Source organism: Sphingobium sp. WR1 (genome assembly GCF_059693745.1).
The window spans coordinates 43,632-67,071 of record NZ_JCATID010000011.1; the positions used below are offsets into that span (position 1 = coordinate 43,632).

The 23,440-nt window shown below is 64.1% G+C and carries 23 protein-coding genes; 5 read left to right on the forward strand and 18 right to left on the reverse strand.

All coding sequences use genetic code 11. The annotated features are described in order from the left end of the window. Nucleotides 1-11 precede the first annotated feature (11 nt). The 10 genes from AC58EF_RS14120 to AC58EF_RS14165 all read right to left on the reverse strand — a co-directional run bounded on the left by AC58EF_RS14120 (nucleotide 12) and on the right by AC58EF_RS14165 (nucleotide 9,665). On the reverse strand, nucleotides 12-2,138 hold the full coding sequence (locus AC58EF_RS14120; protein ID WP_066767358.1) for a protein-disulfide reductase DsbD family protein: 2,127 nt from the start codon (nucleotides 2,136-2,138) through the stop codon (nucleotides 12-14). Nucleotides 2,139-2,294: 156 nt separating this feature from the next. Beyond that, a complete protein-coding gene (locus tag AC58EF_RS14125) occupies nucleotides 2,295-2,867 on the reverse strand; it encodes a DsrE family protein (RefSeq protein WP_082733532.1) in 573 nt (190 codons plus the stop codon). A gap of 54 nt (nucleotides 2,868-2,921) precedes the next feature. Beyond that, nucleotides 2,922-3,056 (reverse strand): DUF2474 domain-containing protein, encoded by a 135-nt coding sequence (locus tag AC58EF_RS14130; protein WP_082733533.1) that lies wholly within the window; start codon nucleotides 3,054-3,056, stop codon nucleotides 2,922-2,924. After that, entirely contained in the window at nucleotides 3,037-4,050 is a 1,014-nt protein-coding gene (gene cydB / locus AC58EF_RS14135) for a cytochrome d ubiquinol oxidase subunit II (RefSeq protein ID WP_066767362.1), read from the reverse strand. Before cydB ends, AC58EF_RS14130 begins: the two co-directional genes overlap by 20 nt. Continuing rightward, nucleotides 4,047-5,453: a cytochrome ubiquinol oxidase subunit I gene (locus tag AC58EF_RS14140; protein ID WP_066767364.1), complete on the reverse strand. Its 1,407-nt coding sequence runs from the start codon at nucleotides 5,451-5,453 to the stop codon at nucleotides 4,047-4,049. Before AC58EF_RS14140 ends, cydB begins: the two co-directional genes overlap by 4 nt. A 63-nt stretch (nucleotides 5,454-5,516) precedes the next feature. Beyond that, entirely contained in the window at nucleotides 5,517-6,344 is an 828-nt protein-coding gene (locus tag AC58EF_RS14145; RefSeq protein ID WP_066767366.1) for a sulfite exporter TauE/SafE family protein, read from the reverse strand. Then, entirely contained in the window at nucleotides 6,305-7,885 is a 1,581-nt protein-coding gene (locus tag AC58EF_RS14150) for a bifunctional protein tyrosine phosphatase family protein/NAD(P)/FAD-dependent oxidoreductase (RefSeq protein WP_497276977.1), read from the reverse strand. The genes AC58EF_RS14145 and AC58EF_RS14150 overlap by 40 nt, the downstream gene beginning before the upstream one ends. Nucleotides 7,886-7,904: 19 nt before the next feature. Further along, nucleotides 7,905-8,318 carry a DUF6691 family protein gene (locus AC58EF_RS14155; RefSeq protein ID WP_066767370.1) on the reverse strand — a complete coding sequence of 138 codons (414 nt, stop codon included), beginning with the start codon at nucleotides 8,316-8,318 and terminating at the stop codon, nucleotides 7,905-7,907. Between the two features lies 1 nt (nucleotide 8,319). Beyond that, nucleotides 8,320-8,754: a YeeE/YedE family protein gene (locus tag AC58EF_RS14160; protein WP_066767374.1), complete on the reverse strand. Its 435-nt coding sequence runs from the start codon at nucleotides 8,752-8,754 to the stop codon at nucleotides 8,320-8,322. Then, nucleotides 8,751-9,665 carry an MBL fold metallo-hydrolase gene (locus tag AC58EF_RS14165; RefSeq protein ID WP_066767378.1) on the reverse strand — a complete coding sequence of 305 codons (915 nt, stop codon included), beginning with the start codon at nucleotides 9,663-9,665 and terminating at the stop codon, nucleotides 8,751-8,753. The genes AC58EF_RS14160 and AC58EF_RS14165 overlap by 4 nt, the downstream gene beginning before the upstream one ends. An 88-nt stretch (nucleotides 9,666-9,753) precedes the next feature. On the opposite strand from AC58EF_RS14165, the gene AC58EF_RS14170 reads away from it, so the two are divergent. The 3 genes from AC58EF_RS14170 to AC58EF_RS14180 all read left to right on the forward strand — a co-directional run bounded on the left by AC58EF_RS14170 (nucleotide 9,754) and on the right by AC58EF_RS14180 (nucleotide 11,506). Then, nucleotides 9,754-10,368 carry a peroxiredoxin gene (locus AC58EF_RS14170; RefSeq protein ID WP_066767379.1) on the forward strand — a complete coding sequence of 205 codons (615 nt, stop codon included), beginning with the start codon at nucleotides 9,754-9,756 and terminating at the stop codon, nucleotides 10,366-10,368. Further along, complete coding sequence (locus AC58EF_RS14175; RefSeq protein WP_066767388.1) at nucleotides 10,365-10,757, forward strand: ArsR/SmtB family transcription factor; 393 nt, start codon at nucleotides 10,365-10,367, stop codon at nucleotides 10,755-10,757. Before AC58EF_RS14170 ends, AC58EF_RS14175 begins: the two co-directional genes overlap by 4 nt. A gap of 209 nt (nucleotides 10,758-10,966) precedes the next feature. After that, nucleotides 10,967-11,506 (forward strand): DsbA family protein, encoded by a 540-nt coding sequence (locus AC58EF_RS14180; RefSeq protein WP_497276979.1) that lies wholly within the window; start codon nucleotides 10,967-10,969, stop codon nucleotides 11,504-11,506. 89 nt (nucleotides 11,507-11,595) lie between these two features. Here the strand turns inward: AC58EF_RS14180 and AC58EF_RS14185 are convergent, their stop codons facing one another. Together AC58EF_RS14185 and AC58EF_RS14190 are read right to left on the reverse strand one after the other, a co-directional pair. Then, complete coding sequence (locus AC58EF_RS14185; RefSeq protein ID WP_066767382.1) at nucleotides 11,596-12,864, reverse strand: tyrosine-type recombinase/integrase; 1,269 nt, start codon at nucleotides 12,862-12,864, stop codon at nucleotides 11,596-11,598. 316 nt (nucleotides 12,865-13,180) lie between these two features. After that, entirely contained in the window at nucleotides 13,181-14,116 is a 936-nt protein-coding gene (locus AC58EF_RS14190; RefSeq protein WP_497276980.1) for a LysR family transcriptional regulator, read from the reverse strand. Between the two features lie 128 nt (nucleotides 14,117-14,244). Between AC58EF_RS14190 and AC58EF_RS14195 the strand changes: the two genes are divergently transcribed. After that, entirely contained in the window at nucleotides 14,245-15,018 is a 774-nt protein-coding gene (locus AC58EF_RS14195) for an SDR family oxidoreductase (protein WP_497276981.1), read from the forward strand. Between the two features lie 258 nt (nucleotides 15,019-15,276). On the opposite strand, the gene AC58EF_RS14200 is transcribed toward AC58EF_RS14195, so the two are convergent. From AC58EF_RS14200 to AC58EF_RS14225, 6 genes are all read right to left on the reverse strand, one after another. Next, nucleotides 15,277-15,804, reverse strand: a complete 528-nt coding sequence (locus AC58EF_RS14200) for a hypothetical protein (RefSeq protein ID WP_497276982.1) — start codon at nucleotides 15,802-15,804, stop codon at nucleotides 15,277-15,279. A 103-nt stretch (nucleotides 15,805-15,907) separates the two neighbouring features. Then, entirely contained in the window at nucleotides 15,908-16,771 is an 864-nt protein-coding gene (locus AC58EF_RS14205; RefSeq protein WP_497276984.1) for an NPP1 family protein, read from the reverse strand. A gap of 228 nt (nucleotides 16,772-16,999) precedes the next feature. Then, the gene (locus AC58EF_RS14210; RefSeq protein ID WP_497276985.1) at nucleotides 17,000-20,005 is read right to left on the reverse strand and encodes a TonB-dependent receptor; all 3,006 of its coding nucleotides are present in this window, start codon (nucleotides 20,003-20,005) and stop codon (nucleotides 17,000-17,002) included. Nucleotides 20,006-20,095: 90 nt separating this feature from the next. Continuing rightward, nucleotides 20,096-21,052, reverse strand: coding sequence for a FecR family protein (locus tag AC58EF_RS14215; RefSeq protein ID WP_497276986.1), 957 nt, complete (start codon nucleotides 21,050-21,052; stop codon nucleotides 20,096-20,098). Further along, nucleotides 21,049-21,585 carry an RNA polymerase sigma factor gene (locus AC58EF_RS14220; protein ID WP_497276987.1) on the reverse strand — a complete coding sequence of 179 codons (537 nt, stop codon included), beginning with the start codon at nucleotides 21,583-21,585 and terminating at the stop codon, nucleotides 21,049-21,051. Before AC58EF_RS14220 ends, AC58EF_RS14215 begins: the two co-directional genes overlap by 4 nt. Before the next feature lie 258 nt (nucleotides 21,586-21,843). Next, nucleotides 21,844-22,110 carry a DUF6356 family protein gene (locus tag AC58EF_RS14225; RefSeq protein ID WP_497276989.1) on the reverse strand — a complete coding sequence of 89 codons (267 nt, stop codon included), beginning with the start codon at nucleotides 22,108-22,110 and terminating at the stop codon, nucleotides 21,844-21,846. Nucleotides 22,111-22,214: 104 nt separating this feature from the next. On the opposite strand from AC58EF_RS14225, the gene AC58EF_RS14230 reads away from it, so the two are divergent. Continuing rightward, nucleotides 22,215-23,390 carry an aminotransferase gene (locus tag AC58EF_RS14230; protein WP_497276990.1) on the forward strand — a complete coding sequence of 392 codons (1,176 nt, stop codon included), beginning with the start codon at nucleotides 22,215-22,217 and terminating at the stop codon, nucleotides 23,388-23,390. Nucleotides 23,391-23,440: the final 50 nt, after the last annotated feature.

Genomic DNA, 23,440 nt, shown 5'->3' on the forward strand with positions numbered 1-23,440 from the left:
AGGTCACTTTCTCAGGATGTATTGCCGGAAGAAGCGGCTTGCTGGATGAGAAGATCACTTGTCAGGATTTGGGGCAATTCCCGCGTCTCGCCCGACGGGGTGACGAAGAGATAATAGGGGATCGAATTGCGGCCGCGCGAAGCAAGGAACCGCGTGATCGCGGGATCGCCGCTCGTCCAGTCGCCTACGAGCGTGACAACGCCGCCCTTGTCGAACGCCGCGCGCGTATCGGGGCGATCAATGGCGACACGCTTGTTGACCTGGCAGACGAGGCACCAGTCCGCGGTCATGTCGACAAACACCGGCTGTCCGGCCGCCTGTAGCTCCGCGAGCCGCGTTTCGCTGAATGGCTCCGTCTTGCCGGTGCTGGCGATCGGCGTTGCCTCGACGGGACGCGGCAGATCGATCGCAATCGCTAACAGCAGCGCCGCCATGATGGGCAGAGCCGCCGCGCCTGCCCTGGTTCCCCGACTTTGACGGTGCCCGATCCACCAGAGGCCGAGCGCGCCGAGTGCGGCGATGAGCAAGCCGAGAGCCAGCCCGTCGACGCCGCTTTGCCGTCCGAGCACCCATGCCAGACCGATCGCGGTCAACAGCATCGGGATCGCCAGCAGGCGCCGGAAAGTTTCCATCCACGCCCCCGGCTTGGGCAGGAGCCGTTGCAACGCTGGCACGAAGGCAAGCAACAGGAAGGGCAGGGCCATGCCGATGCCCAGCCCGGCAAAGACCGCAAGGGCGGCGGGCGTCGGCAAGACAAGGGCGGCGCCGAGCGCGACACCCATGAAGGGGCCGCTGCACGGCGTCGCGACGAGCGCGGCGAGAGCGCCGGTGCCGAACGCCCCTGACCATCCCGGTTTACCCATGACGCGATTTGCCACCGAAATGCCCGTCATTTCGAACAGCCCGGCCAGATTGAGCGCGATCATCAGCGAAAGCAGCATCAGCAGGAGAATGATGTGCGGATTCTGGAGTTGGAAGGACCAGCCAATGTCGTGGCCCAGGGCACGCGCGCCCACCAGTATCGCACCGAGCAACAGGCTGGTGACGACGCTGCCCGCAAAATAGGCGACGCCTTCGAGCCTCGCCGTGCGCCGATCGACACCGGCCCGCGCCAGACTTAGCGCTTTCAGCGACAGGATCGGAAAGACGCAGGGCATAAGATTGAGCAACAGACCGCCGAGCAGTGCGCCCATGAGCGCGATTTTCAGTGCGGGTGCATCCCCCGTCGAAGGCGCGGTGGACTCCGGTGCGCTGCCGATCGTCTCGCGGCCAGTCGCCGGATCGGGAACACCGGAAACCATCGCTTCTTCTGCGGTTGCGGTTTCAGAAGCGGGCGCGACCGCCTTGTCGGGCTTCAAACCTGCGAGCATGAAGCTTTGCCGCCCATCCGATATTACGCCGGTGAAGTTCGGGGAGGGGGCCGAGCCGGGCGCGGCGACCTCAATCCGGATTGTTCCGTCCGCTTCACGGGTCACATGCTGTTTCGCGCTGGCCTCGAACCAGCCATCTTCCACCGGAAAGAGATAGGTCCGGGCAACATTCAGGCTCCGTGCGCCGGACACGACGAACGCCCAACGCCCGTCGGCGGCTTCCAGACGCCCTTGCGCCCGCCCGGATGATGGTAAGGCAGCTTCGGCCGCCGAGAATAGCGACTGGCGGCTCCGGTCGACGGCGCCATCGCCAGCGCTGAGGGCGAGCTGAAGCGTGGTTCGTTCCGGCACGCAAAGGCTGTCGGAGCAGGCCAGCCATGTCAGATCGACCTTGACGGGAAGGGCGGTTCCCGACGCGACGGAGCGGTCGACTGCGAGATCCGCGAGTAGGGTGAACGCACCTTCATAGACGTAGCTGGCGAGGCCGCCTAGTTCGAGCAGTGTAGGTGTGGGCTGTTCGAGCGCCCCAGCACGAACGCCGTTGGGCAGATGCCATTCGGCTTCGACCGGAACGCCGCTGTCCCCCGGATTGATCCAATAGCCATGCCAGCCCGATTCCGGCGTCATGCGGATCGCGATGCGGGTGGTTGCGCCGGGACGGGGGGTGTCGCTTTTGGCGACGATCGATGCCTGGATATGCTGCTGCGTCTGCGCCAGCGCCGCCGTGGCCGCCAAAGCCAGCCAGAGGATCAAGACTGTGCCCAGCACACGGCGTAGAGCAGTTGCAGGAACAACCGGGAGTGCCATGGCGGCAGATGAAAGTCGAAGAGTCCGCATCATCGCGTGGCTGTCGCCCGCCAAGCTTAAGACTGCCTTAGCCGATGGTAGATCCTCGCCCCGGCTCGTATTCAGCCTGGCAGGCTCTTATCCGGGGATGACCGCCCAGCCTTTCAATTGCAGGTTGGCAAGCGTGACCATGGCGGCGAGGTCGATCGTTACGTCCTTCGCGACGGTATCGCGCTCAATATGCTGGTTCGCGAGCGCATAGCTGCACACATGAATAGCGACGCCAGCGCGTTGCAGTTCCTCAATCAGCCGCGTGTTCGGGTTGGCACGATGAAACCGCGCCTGATATCCGGCATCGTTCAGGATCGCCGGGGTCGCAGGGCCGTGAATGACGACCACGATGTCGCCCGGAGCGGGACGGATACCCGATGCGCCGAGCAGGTTCACGAAGCGCGCCACCCGATCGAGCGCCGGATTGATCTGTGCATCGTCGGTTCCCGTGCGCGTGACTTCAAAGGCGACGTGGTAACGAAGCGACGGGTCCGGCAGACTGGCAACGTCGTGCGCTGGCATAATCGCGCCATAGCCGGGGATGACAGGGTGGCTTGCATCCTGTGCCATCGCGCTACCGGGGACTGCCAGCGCGACCGCCAGCCCCAATCCGGCTCGTTTCCATGGAAATGCCCGTGCGCGGGCCGTGCTCGACTGCATATATGTCTCCTCTCGTAATCTTTGGAATGACAGGTGCCTCTCTCGGTGTCGCCGTCATGATATGACCAGACGAATGCCATAGGCGACGACGCCGAGCGCCGCCACGCTCATTACCCAGATCGCGGCGAACCACGCGAGGCGTTTCCAGAGAGGGCCGGACGCGGCCAAGTCAATGATATCCCGCTTCATCGACCTTCCCCCGGAATACCCAATAGGCCCAGATGGTGTATCCGAGGATCACCGGCACCAGCAGGCCCGCCCCGATCAGCATGAATATCTGGCTGCGTTCGGGCGCGGCGGCTTCCCAAATGGAGACGCGGCCCGGAATGACATCCGGCCAGATCGAAATGGCCAGTCCGACCATCGACAGCCCGAACAGGAGCAGGATCAGGCAGAAGGGCATCCAGTCCCGCCCCCTTTTCTGCCCAATATTGTCGATCGCACGCCACGCCAGAAAGCCGACGATCGCCACCAGCAGCGGCATCTGCGCGCTCGCCAGCACGCCCGGCCATTGGAACCAGCGCTGATAATATTGCGCTTCGAGAAACGGCGTCAATGCGCTGACGAGGCCAATGGCGATCAGCAGGGCTGGCAGGAGCAAGCGCGCCATTCGGCGGGCCTGTGCCTGAAGCGCACCTTCGGCCTTCCAGATCAGCCAGCCCGCGCCGAGCAGGGCATAGCCGATAAGCAGGCTGAGGCCGGTCAGCAGCGAGAAAGGCGTCAACCATTCCCACCAGCCACCGGCATATGCGCGTCCCTCAACCGTGATGCCTTGGAGCAGCGCCCCAAGCGTGATCCCCTGCGCCAGCGTGGCAACGATCGAGCCGCCGCAAAAGGCGAAATCCCAGAAACGGCGATGGCCGGGATCGCGCCAGCGAAACTCGAATGCTACACCGCGAAAGACCAGGCCGAGCAGCATCGCGATCAGCGGCGCGTAGAGCGCGGGCAGCACGATCGCATAGGCCAACGGGAAAGCGGCCATCAGACCGCCGCCTCCGAGCACCAGCCATGTTTCATTGCCGTCCCACACCGGCGCGATGCTGTTCATCGCCATGTCGCGATCGCGGCCGACCGGGAAGCGAGGGAACAGGATGCCGATACCGAGATCGAAGCCGTCCATCACGACATAGGCGGCCACGGCGAACGCGATGATCCCGGCCCAAACGATGGTAAGGTCGATCATGGCTGGCCTCCCTCGATCGCGGGGGCAGGCGTGATCCCGGCGGTCCGCACCGGGCCGTGCGTTGGAACGGCCTCTTCATGCGGTTCGGGAGGCTTGCCCATCAATTTGAGAATATAGAGCGTGCCCGTTCCGAACACCGCGAAATAGACGACGATGAACGCTAGGAGCGACGCGGCGACAGCGGGTGCATCGAGCGGCGATGCCGACTGGACCGTCCGGAGCTGGCCATAGATCGTCCAGGGCTGGCGACCCACTTCCGTTGTCACCCACCCGGCGATGACGGCGATAAAACCCGAAGGCCCCATCACGATCGCGGCCCGATGCAGCCAGGACCAATCATAGAGCTTGCGGCGCGCGCGGGCGACCAGACTCCACAGGCCCAGACCCAGCATGGCGAAGCCGAGGCCGACCATGATGCGGAAGGCCCAGAACACGGTGCCAACGGGCGGATGCTGATCTTCTGCTATGGTATCCAGCCCCGCCAATGGCGCGTCCGGATCATGCTTGAGGATCAGCGAAGATGCCTTCGGAATCTCGACGGCATAATCGACCCGCCTTTCAGCGCTGTTGGGAATCCCGAACAGGATCAGCGGCGCGCCATCGGGATGGCTTTGATAGTGACCCTCCATCGCCATGACCTTGGCGGGTTGATGTTCGAGCGTGTTGAGGCCGTGCATGTCGCCTGCGAAAATCTGCACCGGCGCGACCAGCGCCGCCATCCACATCGCCATGGAGAACATCTTGCGCGCGCCGGGATTGGCCCGATCGCGCAGCAGATGCCAGGCACCGACCGCGCCGACCACGAAGGCCGTGGTCAGATAGGCCGCGATGACGGTGTGGACGAGACGATAGGGGAAGCTGGGGGTGAAGATGATCGCCGCCCAGCTTGGTCCCGGCAGGAATTGGCCGTTCGCGCCTATCTCATATCCGGTAGGCGTCTGCATCCAGCTATTGACCGACAAGATCCAGAAGGCGGAAATGAAGGTGCCCAGCGCCACCATGCAGGTCGCGGCGAAGTGGAGCCGTGGCCCCACCTTGTTGATCCCGAACAGCATGACGCCGAGGAAGCCCGCTTCGAGGAAGAAGGCGGTCAGCACTTCATAGGCCATCAGCGGCCCGATGACTGGACCGGCCTTGTCAGAGAAAACCGACCAGTTGGTGCCGAACTGGTAGGACATGACGATGCCGGAAACGACGCCCATGGCGAATGCGATTGCGAAGATCTTCAGCCAATAGCGGTAGAGGTTGGCATAGACGCCCTTGCCGGTCTTGAGCCACAGGGCTTCGAGCACCATGAGGAAGCTCGCCAGCCCGATCGAGAAGGCCGGGAAGATGAAATGGAAGCTCACCGTGAAAGCGAATTGCGCGCGGGCGAGGAATAGCGCGTCGAACGATTCGAACATTTCTATGTCCTTTCGGTGCCCGCTCTAGGAGAGGCGAACGGCTTTGATAGTGGACATACTGCCTCACGCCCCCATGAAGGCCCCGGCGCTGCGCCAGAGCATGTAGGCAGCAACAGCGAAGATCAGCATCGCGAAAACCAGCGTCAGCCGTCCGGTTTCCGCACCGAGACGCCGTGCGAGCCGCGTGCCTGCCAGACTGCCAACTGCGCCGCCGATGATGAACAGAATCGCCAGCGGCCAGTCGATAAGCCCGGAAAAGGCATAATTGGCAGCGGTGGTCAGGCCGAAGGCGGTCACGGCGACCAGCGACGTGCCGACCGCAAGCAGGATCGGCATACCCGTAGAGGCGACGAGGCCCGGCACGATCAGGAAACCGCCGCCTATGCCGAAGAAGCCGGAGAACAGACCGGAGCCAAGGCCATAACCGAGCACCTTGGGCGCCTTTTCCCGGTTGCACTCCGCGCCGGGATTGCCGGGATTGCCGCGCCCCTTGAGCATCAACGCCCCGACCAGCAGCATGACCAACGCGAACAGGAACAGCAGCCGGTCGCCGTCGACCATCTTGCCGAGGGTCGAGCCACCCAGCGCTCCGACGATACCCGCTGCCGCGAACATGCCGCCACAGCGCCATTTGACATTATGCGCGTGGGCATGATTTGCGAGGCCCGTTGCGGCATTGGCCGCGACCGCGAGCGCGCTGGTGCCGATCGCGACATGGGCGCTGGGCACGCCGACCAGATAGACCATCAACGGAACAGCGAGGATCGACCCGCCGCCTCCTACCAGTCCCAGACTGAATCCGACCAGCGCCCCGGAGGCGATGCCGAGCAGATATTGGAGCGGTTCGAGCGTCACCGGACCTGTCCGATCGGGCGAGGATCGGCCAGCCATTCGCGGCCTTTAAGCATCCCGTGCCAGTAGATCGGCGGCAGCATCCGGTCCTTGAGGAACCAGGCGAGCCGCGACGGCCGACGGCCATCGATCAGCCATGTCGGGAAGCTGGGCAGCAGCTTGCCCCCATAACCGAACTCCGCCAGCACGATCCGCCCGCGCTCGACGGTGAGCGGGCAGGAGCCATAGCCGTCATAGCCTGCCTGCGGCTGTTTGCCGTCCAAGGCGGCAAGGACGTTCACGGCGACCACCGGCGCCTGCTTGCGTGCGGCCGCGGCTGTCTTGGCATTGGTGGTGGCCACGACATCCCCCAGCGCGAACAGGTTGGGCCATGTCGGATGACGCAAGGTGGCGGGATCGGCCGCAACGAACCCGCTTTCATCGGCAAGCGGACTGGACCGGATGAAGTCCGGGGCGACCTGCGGCGGGACGACGTGCAGCATGTCGAAGGGGCGTTCGACAACCGTTTTATTGCCATCGCTGCCTTGCTCGAAACGGGCGACCCGCGCGGCACCATCGACCCCGACCAGTTTCGAGCCGGGCTGGAAGTCGATACCGTAACGCTCGATATAGGTCATCAGCGCGGGCACATAATCGGCCACCCCGAACAGGGCCGGACCGGCGCTGTGGAACTCGACATCGATCTCTTCGAGCAGGCCGCGCTTCTCCCATTCGTGGCAGGAGAGATACATGGCCTTCTGCGGCGCCCCCGCGCATTTGATCGGCATGGGCGGCTGCGTGAACAGCGCGCGGCCCTGCGCCGCGCTGCGCACCAGCTCGTGCGTGTAGGGCGCGAGATCGTAGCGATAGTTGGACGTGACGCCGTTCCGGCCGAGGGTTTCGGAGAGGCCGGGAATGGCGTCCCAATCGAGTTTAAGGCCCGGCGCTACGACCAGCGCGCGGTAGGCGACCATCGTTCCGTCGTCGAGCGCCACGCTGCTGCTGTCCGGGTGGAAGGCGCTCACCGCCTGCCTGATCCAGTGCGCCTTGCGGGGCATGACCTCCGCCATGGTCCGGCGCGTGGTCTGTGGATCGAACACGCCTGCGCCCACCAGCGTCCATCCCGGCTGATAATAATGCACGTCGGACGGCTCGATGATCGCGATCGAAAGATCACCCCGGCGCTTGAGCAGGCTGGCGGCGCAAGCGATGCCCGCGCTCCCGCCGCCGACGATCACCACGTCATAGGTCGCCGCGCCATTGTCGTTCAGCGCCACGGCCGCGTTGTGCAATGCCGTCGAGCGAGCGCCCGATCGGCAGAAGGCCAGAACGGGCTTGGGGAGACGGTCGAGCGCGGCCCGCATCGCCTGGGCATCGGCAGCGGCGATGTCGGGACTGGCGACAGGGACATGCAGGAAGGCCAAGCCTTGCTCCAGCGCCGCATGTCCGAGGGCGGCGGCGTCCGGTTGTCCCGGCTCCTCGCCATCCGGGCGATTGCAAAGCACCGAGCGGAACCCGGCCGCTGCTATCGCGGGCATGTCCTCCGGTCTGACTTGCGGCGATACCGAGAAATCGGGGGCGATGGGGGTGATCGTTTCCATAAGGATTCCTCCGCTTGTGTCAGCGCTGCGCGGCCCAAAGACGATGAAGCAGCATTCCGGCGAGCATCGCAGCCAGGAAGGGCAGAACCGCGAGGGGGGCGAGCGCGAGGTTGGCGATCGCCGGGCCGGGGCAAAGGCCCGCAATTCCCCACCCGATGCCGAACAGCAGCGCACCGACAGCCAAGGGCGCGTCGATGCGCCGCGTCGAAGGCAGGGCAAAATTGTCGCCAGAGACAGCATGGAGCAAGCGGGACTGCACCCGCCAAGCAATCGCCATCGGCAGCAAAGCCCCAGCCATCACGAACGCCAGCGTCGCATCCCACGTCCCGAACAGATCGAGGAAGCCGCGCACTCGTGCGGGATCGACCATTCCCGACAAGGCGAGGCCCGCGCCGAAGATCGTTCCGGCCAACAGGGCTATGAAAGCGCGCATGTCACACCCACCCGAAAGCGCGCATCACTGCCACGGTGGCGAAACCGGCCGCCATGAACAGGCCGGTCGCGATCATGGAGCGCGGCGACAGCCGTGACAGGCCACAGACGCCATGCCCGCTGGTGCAGCCGCTACCGAGCCGCGTGCCGAACCCGACGAGCAATCCTCCGACGATGAGGACCGCGAGCGAAGATGGAAAGGTGACGGCAATCGGCCGTGCCATCGCGACCAAGGCCGCCCCGACCGGCAGGCCGATGATGAAGGCCAGTGCGACGGCCCGCGAATCCGAGCCGGTGATGCCGGTCGCTTGCGCCGCGAGGCCGCTGACGCCAGCAATCCGGCCGATGCCCAGCAGCATTACGACCCCGGCGATTCCGATCAGCAGCCCGCCGAGGAAGCCCATGCCCGGCGCCGCATTAGCGAACAGCGCGCTCATAGGGCGTCGAGCGGGATCTTGAGATAGCGCGTCCCGTTATCCTCCGGCTCCGGCATATGGCCGCCGCGCATGTTCACCTGAATCGACGGGAGGATCAGCTTGGGCATGTCGAGTGTCGCATCGCGCGCTTCCCGCATCGCCACGAAGCTATCTTCGTCGACGCCATCATGGACGTGCACGTTTCCGGTGCGTTCCTCCGCCACAGTAGTTTCCCAGCGATAGTCGTCACGGCCCGGCGCCTTGTAGTCGTGGCACAGGAACAGACGGGTTTCGGCGGGAAGAGTCAGGAGGCGGCGGATCGAGCGATAGAGCGTTCGCGCGTCACCACCGGGAAAATCAGCTCGCGCCGTGCCATAGTCCGGCATGAACAGCGTGTCGCCGATGAAGGCCGCATCCCCGATCACATAGGCGAGATCGGCAGGTGTATGGCCCGGCACATGCAGCACGGTGGCGCTGAGGTTGCCGATCGAGAACTGGTCCCCGTCCTCGAACAGATGATCGAACTGCGACCCGTCGCGCGCGAACGCGGTCCCTTCGTTGAACAGCTTCCCGAAGGTCGCTTGCACGGTCAGGATTGCCTTGCCGATGGCAAGTTTCCCGCCCAGCTCCTCTTGCAGATAAGGGGCGGCCGACAAATGATCGGCGTGGGCGTGCGTTTCCAGCAGCCATTCCACCTTCAAATCTTGTTCGCGCACATAGGCGATGATCGCATCCGCCGATGCGAAGGCGGTGCGGCCAGCAGCGGCATCATAATCCAGCACGCTATCGATGATCGCCGCGTGCCGGGTTTCGGGATCGTGAACGACATAGCTGGCGGTGTTGGTGGCTTCATCAAAGAAGGCCCGGATTTGCGGGACGCCCTTGCGGGCTTCGCCGATTTGCTGGGCCGCGCGTCTGATCGCTTCGTCCATGGCTCGTTCCTTGGATTTCATAATTACAGAACTATGTATGTATGTAAGCACATTGCGTCAAGGCGCATGAGATGCCAAGGACGAAAGCATGACGACGACGCCGAACGAACCTCTTCCCTCCCTGCGGCTTGGCGATTCTGCGCCCGATTTCGAGGCGCGGACCACCAAGGGGCCGCTGCGCCTGTCCTCGCTGCGCGGGAAATGGGTCGTGTTCTTTTCCCATCCGGCCGATTTCACGCCGGTCTGCACCACCGAGTTTGTCGGCCTCGCCAAAGCGCAGGATCGTTTTGAGGAAATGGGCGGCGTGCTGCTTGGCCTGTCCGTGGACAGTCTTTATGCCCATCTGGCCTGGCTCAAGGCGATCCGCGATCTTTTCGAGGTCGAAATCCGATTCCCGGTGATCGAAGATCCGTCGATGGCAATCGGCCGCGCTTATGGGATGATCGGGCAGGCTGCGCAGGACAGCTCCGGTGTCCGGGCGACCTATTTCATAGATCCCGATGGCGTGATCCGCGCGATCACCCATTATCCGATGAATGTCGGGCGTTCGGTCGATGAAATGCTGCGGATGCTCGCCGCGCTCCAGGCCGCGCAAGCAGGAGATCGGCTCGCGCCCGAAGGGTGGCGCGCCGGTGAGCCGCTGTTGCTTCCACCGTCGGAAGAAGCCGACGGGGCCGATTGGTTCTGCCGGAGCGCCAAGTGACCGCTCTCCATGCCGCGCGCGAGCTGGCGGACGCCGCTGCGGAAAAGCTGAAGGCTTACGCACAACCCCAGCGTCTTATGATCCTCTCGCTCCTGCTGGATCGCGGCGAGCAGTCCGTTTCGGCGATCGATGAAGCCACCGGCATCGGTCAGCCTGCCCTTAGCCAACAGCTTGCCGAACTGCGCCGATCGGGCCTTGTGAGCACGCGCAAGCACGCGAGGCAGGTCTATTACAGCCTTGCCGACAGCGGGACGGAGCTTTGCGTGCGCGGGATCGAGGCCGTATTCGGCGCGGGCGATCTATCTGATTTGCCGGGCCGCCTGGGCAATGATGAGCGATCCGATCTTGTGCCCGGCGTGGCCCATTTCGCGCGCGTTGTCAGCCGATAAGGCCCTTTGTCGTCTTAAGGCTGGCATAAGATCATAGTGCGAGATCGGCTCTACGGACGATTGATCGAGGCAGGGCCGAAGCGGCTATACGGACAGTGGAACGTGCTAACCCTTTGACCCGGCGCCAGCTCCTCCAGCTTTCAGGCGTCGTCACGATCGGCTTCGGGGCGAGTTTCATCCTCAGAAAGACGGCGCCTCTTGGCCGCGACGTGTCGGGCAGCGACGTCGCGCAATCGGTCCTCCGCGAGCAAGGTGCGCCGCGTGAGGGGCCATCCAATGCGGACGTCACCGTTGCGGTCTTTACCGACTATCAATGCCCGGCGTGCCGGATGGCCGAACCTCAATTGCGGATGGCGTTCGAAGAAGATCGGAACGTAGCCGTCATCTATAAGGACTGGCCGATCTTCGGGCCGATGTCGCAGCGCGCGGCACGGGTTGCGCTCGCTGCTGATCGGCAATCGATTTATCCGCAGGTTCATCACGCCTTGATGAGCGAACGCCGGGTGCTGGAGTCGGCCGTCCTGCGCGAAGTGATCGAGCGCGCGGGTGGCCGATGGGATCGGATCGAACAGGATTTGAAGGATCATGCTCGCGAGATCGATGCGATGATGGCACAAACCGCGAGGGAGGCATTTGCGCTTGGAGTTGCGGGCACGCCTGCATTCCTGATCGGCCCATCGCTGATTGAGGGGGCGCTGGACCGACAGGAATTTCTTCGTGCGTTTCGCGCGGCACGAAAGTCCGCCTGATACTCTCTTCGCCGATAACCGCTATGTCCGATAAACTCGATTCTCGGACATATGACGTTGGTCGCCAGATCAAATAGTCCGCTCGGCCGTCATGCAGCAAGCTGCATCGCTTCTAGCTTAGCGGCTCCTTCCGCAAGCAACCGCTCGATCTCATCGGAGGTTCGCTGCACCGCGAGCTTCAACGCTTCGTCAATGTGGATATAGTCTTGGGTGACGTTCTGCGAGGCATGGCCGAGCATGGCCCGGATAGTCAGTTCCGAAAAGCCGAGTTCACCCGCCACGCTTCCGAACGTATGGCGCAGCGTGTGTGGCGTGATGCCCTCAATCCCCGCCAGCTTGGCGATACGCTGGAGGCAAGCGCTGACGGCGGTGAACGGTCCCCTTCCGACTTCCGAGGGGAAGACATGCGGATTGCCCACGATACCGAGCTGGCTTTCGATGACTTCGATCGCAGCTTGTCCGATTGCGCGAATCTGTGCGCCGCCTTTGGTATCGGGAAACGCCACGTAGCCGCCCTCACCATTAACCCAGGCCCGGTGCATAGCCTGCGCTTCTTCCCGGCGGTATCCTGTAAGCATGAGCGTCCGAAGTACACCAAGCGCGACAGGGTTCTCCCCATTGCGCTCCGCATAGGCCATCGCCTTGCCCATCATCACGATCTCGGCAAAGCTCAGGCGCCGCGTCTTCTTCCTCCCAGCCAGCTTCTTCGCGCCCTCGGTCGGGTGGGTGTCGAGCAATCCCTTATGCTTGGCATGACCGATAATGGCCTGGAGCGTTCCCAAAGAACCCGATGCGGCAGCAGGACCACCCTTGGCCCTGCCGCCCCGACCACTACCGCGCGGCTTCGCGGTCTTGCCCTCTTTCACATCGGTCTGCATCTGCTCGATGTCGGCGGGTTTCAGATGCCGCACGATCCGCTTGCCGAGCAGCGGCTTGATGTGCGTCTTTATCCGGCTTTCGTCCTTATCGAGCGACGATGCCTTGATGGGCAGGTTCTTGCGCCCGAGAATGCGCCCAGCGCGCGCCTCGACAAGATACCAGTCGCACATCTCCTCGACCGTCATCCCCTTGCGCGCCTGCTGAACCTCCTCGGCGGGATCTTCGCCTTTGATGACGGCAGCGAGTTTGAGCTTGGCTTCGTCGCGGGCCTGTTCGACCGTCAGAATCCCATAGCGCGCGATATTCATGCGGCGCTTGATCCCCTCGGCATTTCGATACTGCACGATGAAGGTCTTGAGGCCCGAGGGCAGCACGCGCACACCGAAGCCCTTCACCTCGGTATCCCAAAGGACTTCTTGCTTCTCTGCGGGCGGGACGAGCGCATCCACGGCGCGCTTGGTCAGTTTGCAGGTTGGCATTGTGCATCTCCACTTGGAGACAAAACTTGACAGAAACAGCTTTGTCTCCAAAATGTCTCTATAAGGCGTCCAATTACGCCCAGCCACAGAATACGATATGCGGGTTTAAGTATCAAGAAATAATAGATAAATCGTAGTATGGCGTTGCCTTGGCAAGTATAGAAAAGCCCAGCGCTTAAGTTGCCAAGGTTGGGGTCGAGGGTTCGAATCCCTTCGCCCGCTCCAGTTTTCCAGAAATCAGCGGAAATCCAACAAAAACCGTCAGGCTCACGGTGATGGCCAGGCGCTGCTTTCACAAGCGTCTGCAATATGGACCCTAAGCCGAGACTGCCGATGGCAGTCTTCCGGCGGTCATGAGAATTTTCCGTTTCAGCAGTTCCTCCAGCCAGTCGGCGAACACGGCAAGACGCCGCGAGAGATGTTGGCGGTGAGGATAGAGCAACGTCATTGCCAGAGATTCCGCGCGATGCTCCGGCATGACTTCGACAAGTTCGCCGGCGGCGATGTGCGCCTTCACGTCATAAGCCGGAATCTGGATCAGTCCCAGCCCGGCGAGGCAGCAGGCGATACAGGCCTCCGCGCTGTTGACGATCACGCTGCCGTTCATCGCGCGCGTCCTCACCGCATCGCCCTCCATCCATTCCCATTCCTCTATCCGTCCCGTCGAAGGAGAGGCATAGCGGACGGCCCGATGGGCACCGAGGTCCCGCGGGTCGAGCGGTATGCCATATTCGGCAAGATAAGCGGGACTGGCGACGTTGATCAGCGGCAGATTCCCGATGGGACGGCCGATCAGACCGGAATCGGTAAGCGGTCCGACACGCACCACGCAGTCGACATTCTCCTCGACCAGATTCACGGCCCGGTCGGTCACGCCAAGGCTGACCTCGATGTCGGGATAGAGGCGAAAGAATCCGGGCAGCGCGGGCGCGACAATAAGCCTGCCGATACGGCCCGGGACATCAACGCGGAGCATCCCTCTCGGCCCGGATGTGGCTTCACGGAACAGGCCCTCCACATCTTCGACTTCGGCGATGAGCTGCAGGCAGCGTTCATGAAAGACCAGGCCGTCCTGGGTCGGCGTGACCCGCCGCGTCGTCCGGCTGAGCAGCCGCGCGCCCATCCGGGTTTCCAGATCCTGGATCGCGGCCGACACGGAGGAACGCGGCATCCCCAGCAGGTCGGCCGCTCGCGTGAAACTCGCGCATTCGACGACGCGCGTAAATATCCTGAACAGGTCGATACGGTCCAAGGCTGCACCTGATTGTTCGCTAAATCTGACATATAATGTCAGAGCCGTCGTCTTTATGCCAACAATGGTGCTCGGTATTTCCTGTCATGGAGCTGACTGCCGCTCCGCGAACTACAGGAGGCACACGCATGACGGACCATGATATCAAGGGCAAGACCGTGCTCATCGCCGGAGGCGCAAAGAATCTCGGCGGTTTGATCGCCACCGATCTCGCGCTCCACGGCGCGAAGGCCGTCGCCATTCACTATAACAGCGCGGCAACGGCCGCCGACGCCGAGCAGACGGTCGCCGCGATCCAGGCGGCGGGCGCGCAGCCTCATGCGTTTCAGGCGGACCTGACCACGGCCGGCGCGGTGGAGACGCTGTTCGCCGACGCCAAGGCCGCGATGGGCGGGATCGATATCGCGATCAACACCGTCGGCAAGGTGCTGAAGAAGCCGATGATCGCAATCTCGGAAGATGAATATGACGGCATGACCGCGGTCAATGCGAAGACGGCTTTCTTCTTCCTCAAGGAGGCGGGGCGACAGCTCAATGACAATGGCAAGGTGCTGACGGTGGTCACATCCCTGCTGGGCGCCTTCACACCCTTCTACGCCGCCTATGCCGGGACGAAGGCGCCGGTCGAGCATTTCACGCGCGCCGCTGCCAAGGAATTTGGTGAACGCGGCATCTCGGTGACGGCGATCGGGCCGGGGCCGATGGACACGCCCTTTTTCTATCCCGCCGAAGGCGCCGATGCAGTCGCCTATCACAAGACCGCGGCGGCGTTGTCCAAATTCTCGAAGACCGGTCTTACCGACATCGAGGATATCGTTCCCTATATCCGCTTCATGGTGTCGGACGGCTGGTGGATGACCGGCCAGACCATCCTCGTCAATGGCGGCTACACGACGAAGTAAGCGGGAGGGGCGGGCGAAGCGCATCGCCCGCCCCGTCCTTTCGTGACTGCGGATCAGGCGGGCGTGGCAACCGGCGTCAGGGCGAGCGCCCGCCCCAGCCCATCGGCGGCGGCGACCGCAGCCATATGACCGTCCGGCAGGATCAGCGCCCGCCTGGACGGATGAGGAACTCGATCGATTGCGGAAACTGCTCCGGCGTTTTCGCCGATGATCTCATTTGTTGAGACAGGCCCGGGCCGGTTGGCTTCCCATGACCATTTAGTTCACCCGATCCTGCGCTTCCGTTACCGATGCGCGAATATGGAACAGATTATCGTCGATCTCGTCCATCTGGACCGGACCCAGCATCTTGTACCCGTCCGCCTCGGCCAATCGGGCGAGTCCGCCGACCAGCATCTCTTGCCGCTTTTTCAGAAACTCCTCCCCCGTCGGCGGCGGTATCGTTGCCGTGATCGCGCACCCGCGGGCATCGCAGCCAAAGTCCACATCGGTGAGCAGAGGATAGGCCTGGCGGACATGAGCGACCACCTTGTATGCCGCCGCCGGGGAGATCATCTCGCGCGCCGATATGCTGGAAGGAGACTGTGAGGAAATGCTGGCCATGGCTGGCGGCGGCATGTCCGCGACGGGTGGCGGGCGCACGACCACGACGTCTTGGGTGGCGGTCTTTTCGCCGCTTTCGACGTCCCATGGGAAAAGCGAGAGCGCCATCGCGACCATCGCGACGACAAAAGCCGCGCCGCCCAGCATCGTTATCGGATTCAACGCCTCTCGATCGTCTCGCATATGCGCCTCGATAGGGTAGGTGGGACAGGCAGCCCGCCTGCCGAACGATCGTCCGCCGGGGGCCCCGCGCCATCGGATCGCGACGGCGCGGGGCGGAAGCCGATCAGCAGATGGTCGAACCGGCCGGGCAACCGGGCGAGTTCGAACCCGAATCGACATTGGGGTTGAAACCCGGCGTGATGCTGGTGTTCAGCGCTGCCTGGAGCACACCCGAGAAGCGGGAATCCTTGTTGTCGAAGTTCGCGCCGCTGAAATTATAGTTCGACACGGCGTCGCGCACGCTGACCGACGGATAGCCGTTCCAGCTGATCAGCGGCTGGATCAGCCACTGGCCGGTGCCGTTTTCGGGCGGCTCGTCGCCATTGTCGGTCTTCGAGAAACGCCAGAGATGGGAGAAGCCCCAGGTCTCGTAATGATAGACCATCTTGACGTGCTGGCCGGTCGAATCGCTCTGGAAGCGCAGCTCGCCGCCGCTCGTGGCCCGGGTCTCCCAATCGCCGTGATTGCCGCGCGTGACGCCCACCACGGTGCTGCTGGTGCCCTGGTCGGTCGTCCACACGATGATCGATTCCCAATCATAGGCGTGCGAGAAATCCGACTGCCAGAAATAGCTGTAGACGCGCGCGCAATAGCCGTTGTTGCAGCGAGCACGCACATAGACGTTGCTGGTCGTCCGATAATTGGGGTTGCGGCACGATGCCGGCGGGCGGGTGGCGTAGGTCGATGCACCCGGACTGATGGCGCCGGATGCGTTGACCGCCGGAACGTTGAAACAGACGTCGGTGTCGAAGTCGATTGCCGGCTGGAACCTTTTATCGAGCGCAGTCGCGAGTTCCGGCAGCGGCGCCACCGGGGCCGGCCAGCCCTGTGCGTGGGCCGGATTCGGCTGCAACAGCATGATCGCGCCGAAGGCAGAGATGGAAAGGGTGTAAACGGGGGGTATGTTGAACCTGAACTGATCCTTCATAAGGCCTCCTGTTGTTAGTCGGGCACTCGAATTATTGGATAGCGAGCGCCGGCTATGGGAGCGGTCGAGGTCCGAACGCCTCCCAATTGGAAGACGGCTGACCACGCCGATCTGGACAGAGATTTTTTCGCCACTGCGTGCCGGGTCCGCCGGCGCATCGTTGAAACCGACAACGGGTTCCGATGACGCGCCGGCTGGCATCGCTCCGATCTTGCCTCTCGTGCGGGATCAGAACTCGGCGCTGAAGCCCAGGGTGAAGGTCCGGCCGCTGGTCGTGTACACCTCGGTCCGATAGGCGTCGATGCTGGCGAACTGGCGGATCGGCTCATTCGTCAGGTTGATGCCCTCGGCGATCAGCCGGATGCCCGGCCGGATGTTCACATGCGCCTGGAAGTCGATATTGTTCGTCGCTCGGATGCCACCGCCGGAATTGGCGAGCGCGTTGCCGGGGCCGGTCAGATACTGGCTGCGATAGGCGCTCGACACGCGGGCGCCCCACACCGAATTCTCATAATAGAGCGTCGCGTTGAACGCCCATTTCGAGAGATTGTCGAGTGGCAGCACGCGCCAGGTCGTCACGCCGTTGGTGGTGTAGCGCCGGGCGGCCTTCCCGTCGAACCAGGTGCCGTTGGCGACGATGCCCAGATTTTTGAGCGCGCCCGGCAGAAAGGTGAAGTCGTGCTGGAACGCGACTTCGATCCCCTTGATGTCCGCGCCTGGGCCGTTGATCGGCTGGGTCACGTCATAGGGCGTGTTGGCGTCCTGGCCCTGGATCAGCAGCGACAGCGGCAGACCGGTCTCGCCATAGGGGATCTGCTGGACCGACGGGACGATGAAGCTGTCCATATCCTTGTAGAAGAAGCCGACCGAGGCGAAGCCGTGGCGGCTCATATACCATTCCACCGACCCTTCCACCGACGTGGCCTTATAGGGCTTGAGGAACGGGTTGCCGAGGCTGAGCGAGCCGCCGTTCGGGCGCGTGGTGATCGAGCCGGCCGCCGCCAGGTCGCCCAGGGCCGGGCGATTGACGTTGCGGCTGGCGCTGACGCGCACCACCAGGTCCTTCGACAGGTCGAGCGCGATATTGGCGGCGGGCAACCAGCCGTTGCTGTTGGTGCTGACCGAAACCGGCTGGAAGCCTGAACTGGTCGCCAGGTGGCCGGACGAGGTGAGGTCGGTCGAATAATAGCGCAGGCCCGCATTGGCGCGCAGCCGCATACCGCCGACCTGCGTGTCGAGATCGATCTGCGCGAAACCAGCCCAGGTCGCCTCTTCGACGCGATAGTCACTGCCGGCCTGAAGGTTGGCGGCGGTCAGGTCGCGGTTGTCGCCGATCAGTGCGTAAGTGCCATCGACATCACCGACAATATATTGCAGCAGCGTGTCGACCGCGACGGTCTGCTTGAGGTTGTTGGGGATCGTCGTCAGCGTCGGCGTGTTATGAAACACCCTGCTCGTCCACACATATCCGCTGTTGACGAAGCGCTTATAGGCGCCGCCAGCCTTGAACGTCAGCGCTTCGTTCAGTTCATAGGCGGCGTCGAGCTTGCCGTTCGCATAGGTGCTCGTGACTTTATTTTCCTGCACGTCGAGGCGCTGGAGCTGCCAATTGTCCGGATCGGTCAGGTCCTTGCCATAGGTGTTGACCGGAATCGTCGGCCGGGTGTCATAGCTGAAGGCCATGTTCTTGGCCTCCAGGAACACCTTGTCGAACACGGGCTGGGCGAAGTCGGACTGCTCATAACCGCCCAGCGCGCGGATGGTCAGACGATCACTGGGCTTCCATTCGGCGTTCGCCACCGCCTGATAGAAATCGGTGTGGTTCTTGACGATATGGTGCTCGGATCGCTGGTCGATGCCGGTGAAGCTTGCCGCACGCAGCGTGTTGGTGTCGTCGATCACCGCGCTCTGGATGATCTGCGCGCCGCTGATGGACGTGCCCGTCAGCGGATTGGCGCCGGCGCTGGCGAGCGCATAGTCATCGCGATAATCCCAGAGCCGTCCATAGAGTATGTCGACGTCGAGCTTGAATGCGTCGCCCGGATGATATTGCAGCGCGCCGGTGATGCCGAGCCGCTTGCGGTCGGTGTACCAGCTCGAAGGGGACTGGGCGGTGGGCTGCCACACGCCGTTCAGCAGATTGGTGCGGGTGTCGGCATCGATGTTCGGGCCGATGTTCGCCGCGGCATATCTGGTGAGGCCCCAGCCCCAGTTGCGATAGCCATATTCATTGCTGCGGATCTGGCTGTATGCGACCGAGACCAGCGCGCCGAAATCGCCCCAGCGGCCCGAGGCGAGGCCGACCAGGCGTGGCGTGACGCCGCTCGTATTGGTGTTGGTCTGGCCCTTGGCCGAGACCACGAATTTCGACCCCTCATAATCGAACGGCTTGGCGGTGTAGAGCTGCACGGTGCCGGCAATGCCGCCTTCATCCTGCTCGGCGACATAGGATTTCTGCACCGACACGCGGTTGAACAGTTCGGAGGCGAACAGGCTGTAGTCGAACGAGCGCGAACGGCTGACGCCGCCGCGATTGTCCATGCCCGAAGCGGTGTTGCCCAGCACTTCCATGCCGTTGAGCTGGGTGCGGGTGAAATCGGCGCCCAGGCCGCGCAGCGCGATCTGGCGGCCTTCGCCGGTATCGCGCGTGATGGTGATCCCTGCAACGCGCTGCAGCGATTCAGCCAGGTTCAGGTCGGGAAAGGCGGCGATGTCGGTGGCGACAATATTGTCCTCCGCGCCAACCGCGGCCCGCTTGAGTTCCTGGGCCTCGGTGAGGCTCTGGCGGTAGCCGCTGACGATGATCTCGCTCTCCGGCTCCTCCGCCGGCACGGCGGCGGGCGCCGCCTGGGCGACGTCTGTCGCGCGCGGCGCCGCCACGGCGGTCGGACGTGGCGCCGGCGCTCCCGTCGCGGGCTTCAGCACCGCCACGCTGCCGCGCATCGAAGCGATCAGGCCCGTGCCGCGCAGCAATTGATCGAGCGCGGCGCGGGTGGTCAGCGCACCACGGACGCCGCCTGTCCGCCGACCGGATACGGCTGATGGCGCGACCACGACCTGCAGGCCGGTGACGCGCGAGAATTCCGTCAGCGCCGGGCGCAAATCCGATGCAGCGATGTCGAACCGGATTTCGCGATTGGCCGCGACCTCCCCTGACGGCTGCGCATGGGCGATGGCCGGCATTGCCAGCGCGATCGCCAGCGAGAACAACGATACCCCCTTGATATGACTCATGACTTCCTCCGCTCCGACGCAAATGCGCCTCTGACCGGAAGACGAGAGCGTGGCTCCATCAGGACAAAAGAATTTTGTTGCGGTGCAGCGTCAATTCGATGACATTTTTGCGTCGCTCCCGGCATCAGGAACGAGACGGAGCTGATCGCGCTCGCGGGCGACCCGGAAGCCGTAAACCTCCCCCATCGCACCGAGCAGTTCCTCTGCATCGTCGAGCTTGACCCGGCCGGCCAGGGGAAGATGCGCGAGAGCCGATGGCGGCGATGCGATCACCGGGCCGCTGCGCCGGTTGAGCGCCTCGACAAGCTCGCCCAGTTCCATGCCGTCGGTGTCGACCCAGGCCTGGCGCCAATCCTGCTGCGCCGTATCGAAGCGCGTCGGCGTCATCGCGGCGCCGCCGGTGAAGCTCGACCGCCAGCCGGCCGGCACCACGACCCCGGCCTTGCCGCTGCCGGCGCCGCCGAACTGCACCTTGCCGCGATAGACGGCCAACTTCACGGCCCGCTGACTGAGATCGATCGAGAAGGCCGTGCCGAGCACGCGCGTGCTCGACCCGGCGGCGCGCACGACGAACGGGCGGGCCGCTTCATGCACGATGTCGAAATAGGCCTCGCCGCGCCGCAACTCGACCATGCGGGCCGCGCCGTCCATGGTGACGTCAAGGCTGGTTGCGCCATCAAGCTCGACCCTGGACCCGTCGGCGAGCTGCACGCTGCGCTGTTCGCCGCGCGTGGTTTCAATGTGCTGCACGACGGGCGCGGCGGGCAGGAACGCCCCGCTCTGCCAGGCGCCGACTCCCACCATGGCCACCAGCGCCACCGCCAGCCCCCCACCGATCGCGCGGCGGCGGCCCTGGCGCATCGCGCGCACCTCTTCGTCGGAGAGGCGGCGCACCGCCGCGACTTCGGAAAGCGCCTCGGTCAGCGCCGGATCGTCGAGCATCGCCTGAATGTCGGCGGCCGCCGCCGGAGGACGCTCGGCGAGCACCGCCTCGTCCTCGCGCATCGCCCAATGCGCGGCCTTGCGGAGTATGCCGTGGCGGCTCATGCGTCACCTCCTATACCGAGACCGCGCCGTTCGAGCGCGTAGCGCAGGTCCGCAAGCGCGCGCGTGCAATGCTTGTCGATTGCGGCCTGGGTCATGCCGAGATCGGCGGCGACCACCGCACCGGGCACCCCGTCGAGCCGGCGCCGGAGGAATATCTCGCGGCGCAGCGGCGGCATGACGTTGAGCGCGCGCACCAGTACCTCGACACGCTGGCGATAGTCCAGCACCTCGTCGACCCGCGGCAGCGGACAGATGATGTCCTCGGCCAGTTCGGCGGCGGGCGGCTGGGCACGCAGGCGACGGAAATGATCATGCACCAGATTGCGCGCGACGGCGAAGCAGAAGGCGGCGGTGTCCGCGATGGGACGCTTGCGGCGATAGTCATAGAGCCGGACATAGGTTTCCTGGACGATGTCCTCGCCCGCTATCCCGTCGCGCAACCGGCCGGTGACGAATCGGTGCAGCGCCTGGCGCAGCGCAACCTCCTCGGCCTGCGCTTCGCGGCGGGTCAGGATCGGCGCAATCTGATTCACGCGACGCCAACCATCGCCCGAACGATGCGCGGCGATCGCGATAATATCATCCTGCTCATTGCCCGCTCCCCACGAATCGCTGACGACCCGCCGCTCCCGCTAGGCCGCCTCCGTGAAGCAGACATGACAATCCGAAAATCGATGCCGACGCCGTCGCGGCGCCTTATCCCTCTTTAAACCCGACAGCGAAAGACATGCGCACCGCAAGGCAGACCGGACCGGGACAAACGGGCCGATAGCGCAGTGTTGAAAGACGCCCTAAATCTCATATTCCGGCCGCCATTGCGGGCTGAGATAGGCCGGCGTCCGCTCCTCCAGATCGGGCTGGCGCCGGCGCATCTCGCCATAGAGGCGTTTCACCATGCTACTGCCCGTCCGTTCGAACAATGCCGGAACGATTCCGTGTATCATGCAGGCCAGCCCCGACCGCACCATCAGAAAGCCGAAGCGCATCGCCACGCCCATATGGTGCGGATAGCTCTCATTCACCTCGCGCGGGTGCTTCAGGAAGAGTTGGTCGATCATCGCCGCTCGCTCATCTGTTTGGACGCATCCCTCTTATCGCATCGGGCGACGGAACGGGAGAGGCGCGCTTGACCCAGTCCCAGCCTTGGGGAACATCCTGTCGCATGACCGACGCCATGCCCCTTGGCCATCCCGTCTACCGGGACATGCCGACCACCATCTTCGAGCATATGTCGACGCGTGCGCGGGAAACCGGCGCAATCAACCTGGGACAGGGTTTCCCGGAGGGGGCCGGCCCGCGCGCGGTGCTGCAGGCGGCGGCCGATGCGCTGCTCGACCGCTCCAGCCAATATCCGCCGATGGCGGGCCTTGCCGAACTGCGCGCGGCGGTGGCGGATCATTATGCCCGGCACCAGCGGCTGGACCTGTCGCCACAGGAGGTCATCGTCACCTCCGGCGCGACCGAAGCGATCGCGGCAAGCCTGCTGGCTTTGGTCAGGCCGGGCGACGAAGTGCTGATGCTCGCCCCGCTCTACGACGCCTATCTGCCGCTGGTGGCGCGCGCCGGCGGCGTGGCGAAAGTGGTGAAGCTGGCTCCGCCCGACTGGCGCATCACCCGCGCGGCGCTGGAGGCGGCGATCGGCCCGCGAACCCGCCTCCTGCTGATGAACAATCCGGTGAACCCGACCGGCGTCGTGCTGCGCGACGAGGAACTGGCGCTGCTTGCCGAGCTTTGCGTCGCCCATGACCTGATCGCCATTTGCGACGAGGTCTGGGAGCAGACGGTCTATGACGGCCTGCCCCACCGCCCGCTGATGGCCTTTCCGGGGATGCGCGACCGGACGGTCAAGATCGGGTCGGCGGGCAAGATCTTCTCCGTCACCGGCTGGAAGGTCGGCTGGATGTGCGCGTCCCCGCCGGTCGCCACGCTGCTTGCCCGCGCCCATCAGTTCCTGACCTTCACCACCCCGCCTAACCTGCAATGGGCGGTGGCGGAAGGGCTGGGCTATCCCGACAGCTGGTTTAGCGCGCAGCGCGCCGCCTATCAGGCGTCGCGCGACCGGCTGGCGGAAGGGTTGCGACATGCAGGCTATGTCGTCTGCCCAAGCGGCGCGACCTGGTTCCTCTCGATCGACCTTCCGGCTTCGGGCATCGCGCTGGACGATGTGACCTTCTGCAACCGGATCATCGAGGAGGCCGGGGTGGCGGCGATCCCGATCTCCGCCTTCTACCCGGAGGACCCTGTCACACATCTCGTCCGCCTCTGCTTTTCGAAGACGCACGAGACATTGGATCAGGCGATCGAACGGCTGGGCGCCTTCCGCGCGACGCTGGGCTGACGAACGACCGCCGCGCCAGCACGCAGGCGGCCCTTTTCCAATAGTTAGCT

Excerpts from the sequence above, each read along its gene's own strand:
- AC58EF_RS14205 (WP_497276984.1), bottom strand. The coding sequence starts at position 16,771 with ATGAAGGATCAGTTCAGGTTCAACATACCCCCCGTTTACACCCTTTCC.
- AC58EF_RS14130 (WP_082733533.1), bottom strand. The coding sequence starts at position 3,056 with ATGAAGCGGGATATCATTGACTTGGCCGCGTCCGGCCCTCTCTGGAAA.
- AC58EF_RS14145 (WP_066767366.1), bottom strand. The coding sequence starts at position 6,344 with ATGGCTGGCCGATCCTCGCCCGATCGGACAGGTCCGGTGACGCTCGAA.
- AC58EF_RS14215 (WP_497276986.1), bottom strand. The coding sequence starts at position 21,052 with ATGAGCCGCCACGGCATACTCCGCAAGGCCGCGCATTGGGCGATGCGC.
- AC58EF_RS14155 (WP_066767370.1), bottom strand. The coding sequence starts at position 8,318 with ATGCGCGCTTTCATAGCCCTGTTGGCCGGAACGATCTTCGGCGCGGGC.
- AC58EF_RS14165 (WP_066767378.1), bottom strand. The coding sequence starts at position 9,665 with ATGGACGAAGCGATCAGACGCGCGGCCCAGCAAATCGGCGAAGCCCGC.
- AC58EF_RS14160 (WP_066767374.1), bottom strand. The coding sequence starts at position 8,754 with ATGAGCGCGCTGTTCGCTAATGCGGCGCCGGGCATGGGCTTCCTCGGC.
- AC58EF_RS14225 (WP_497276989.1), bottom strand. The coding sequence starts at position 22,110 with ATGATCGACCAACTCTTCCTGAAGCACCCGCGCGAGGTGAATGAGAGC.
- AC58EF_RS14230 (WP_497276990.1), top strand. The coding sequence starts at position 22,215 with ATGACCGACGCCATGCCCCTTGGCCATCCCGTCTACCGGGACATGCCG.
- cydB (WP_066767362.1), bottom strand. The coding sequence starts at position 4,050 with ATGATCGACCTTACCATCGTTTGGGCCGGGATCATCGCGTTCGCCGTG.
- AC58EF_RS14125 (WP_082733532.1), bottom strand. The coding sequence starts at position 2,867 with ATGCAGTCGAGCACGGCCCGCGCACGGGCATTTCCATGGAAACGAGCC.
- AC58EF_RS14200 (WP_497276982.1), bottom strand. The coding sequence starts at position 15,804 with ATGCGAGACGATCGAGAGGCGTTGAATCCGATAACGATGCTGGGCGGC.
- AC58EF_RS14210 (WP_497276985.1), bottom strand. The coding sequence starts at position 20,005 with ATGAGTCATATCAAGGGGGTATCGTTGTTCTCGCTGGCGATCGCGCTG.
- AC58EF_RS14170 (WP_066767379.1), top strand. The coding sequence starts at position 9,754 with ATGACGACGACGCCGAACGAACCTCTTCCCTCCCTGCGGCTTGGCGAT.
- AC58EF_RS14140 (WP_066767364.1), bottom strand. The coding sequence starts at position 5,453 with ATGTTCGAATCGTTCGACGCGCTATTCCTCGCCCGCGCGCAATTCGCT.
- AC58EF_RS14185 (WP_066767382.1), bottom strand. The coding sequence starts at position 12,864 with ATGCCAACCTGCAAACTGACCAAGCGCGCCGTGGATGCGCTCGTCCCG.
- AC58EF_RS14195 (WP_497276981.1), top strand. The coding sequence starts at position 14,245 with ATGACGGACCATGATATCAAGGGCAAGACCGTGCTCATCGCCGGAGGC.
- AC58EF_RS14150 (WP_497276977.1), bottom strand. The coding sequence starts at position 7,885 with ATGGAAACGATCACCCCCATCGCCCCCGATTTCTCGGTATCGCCGCAA.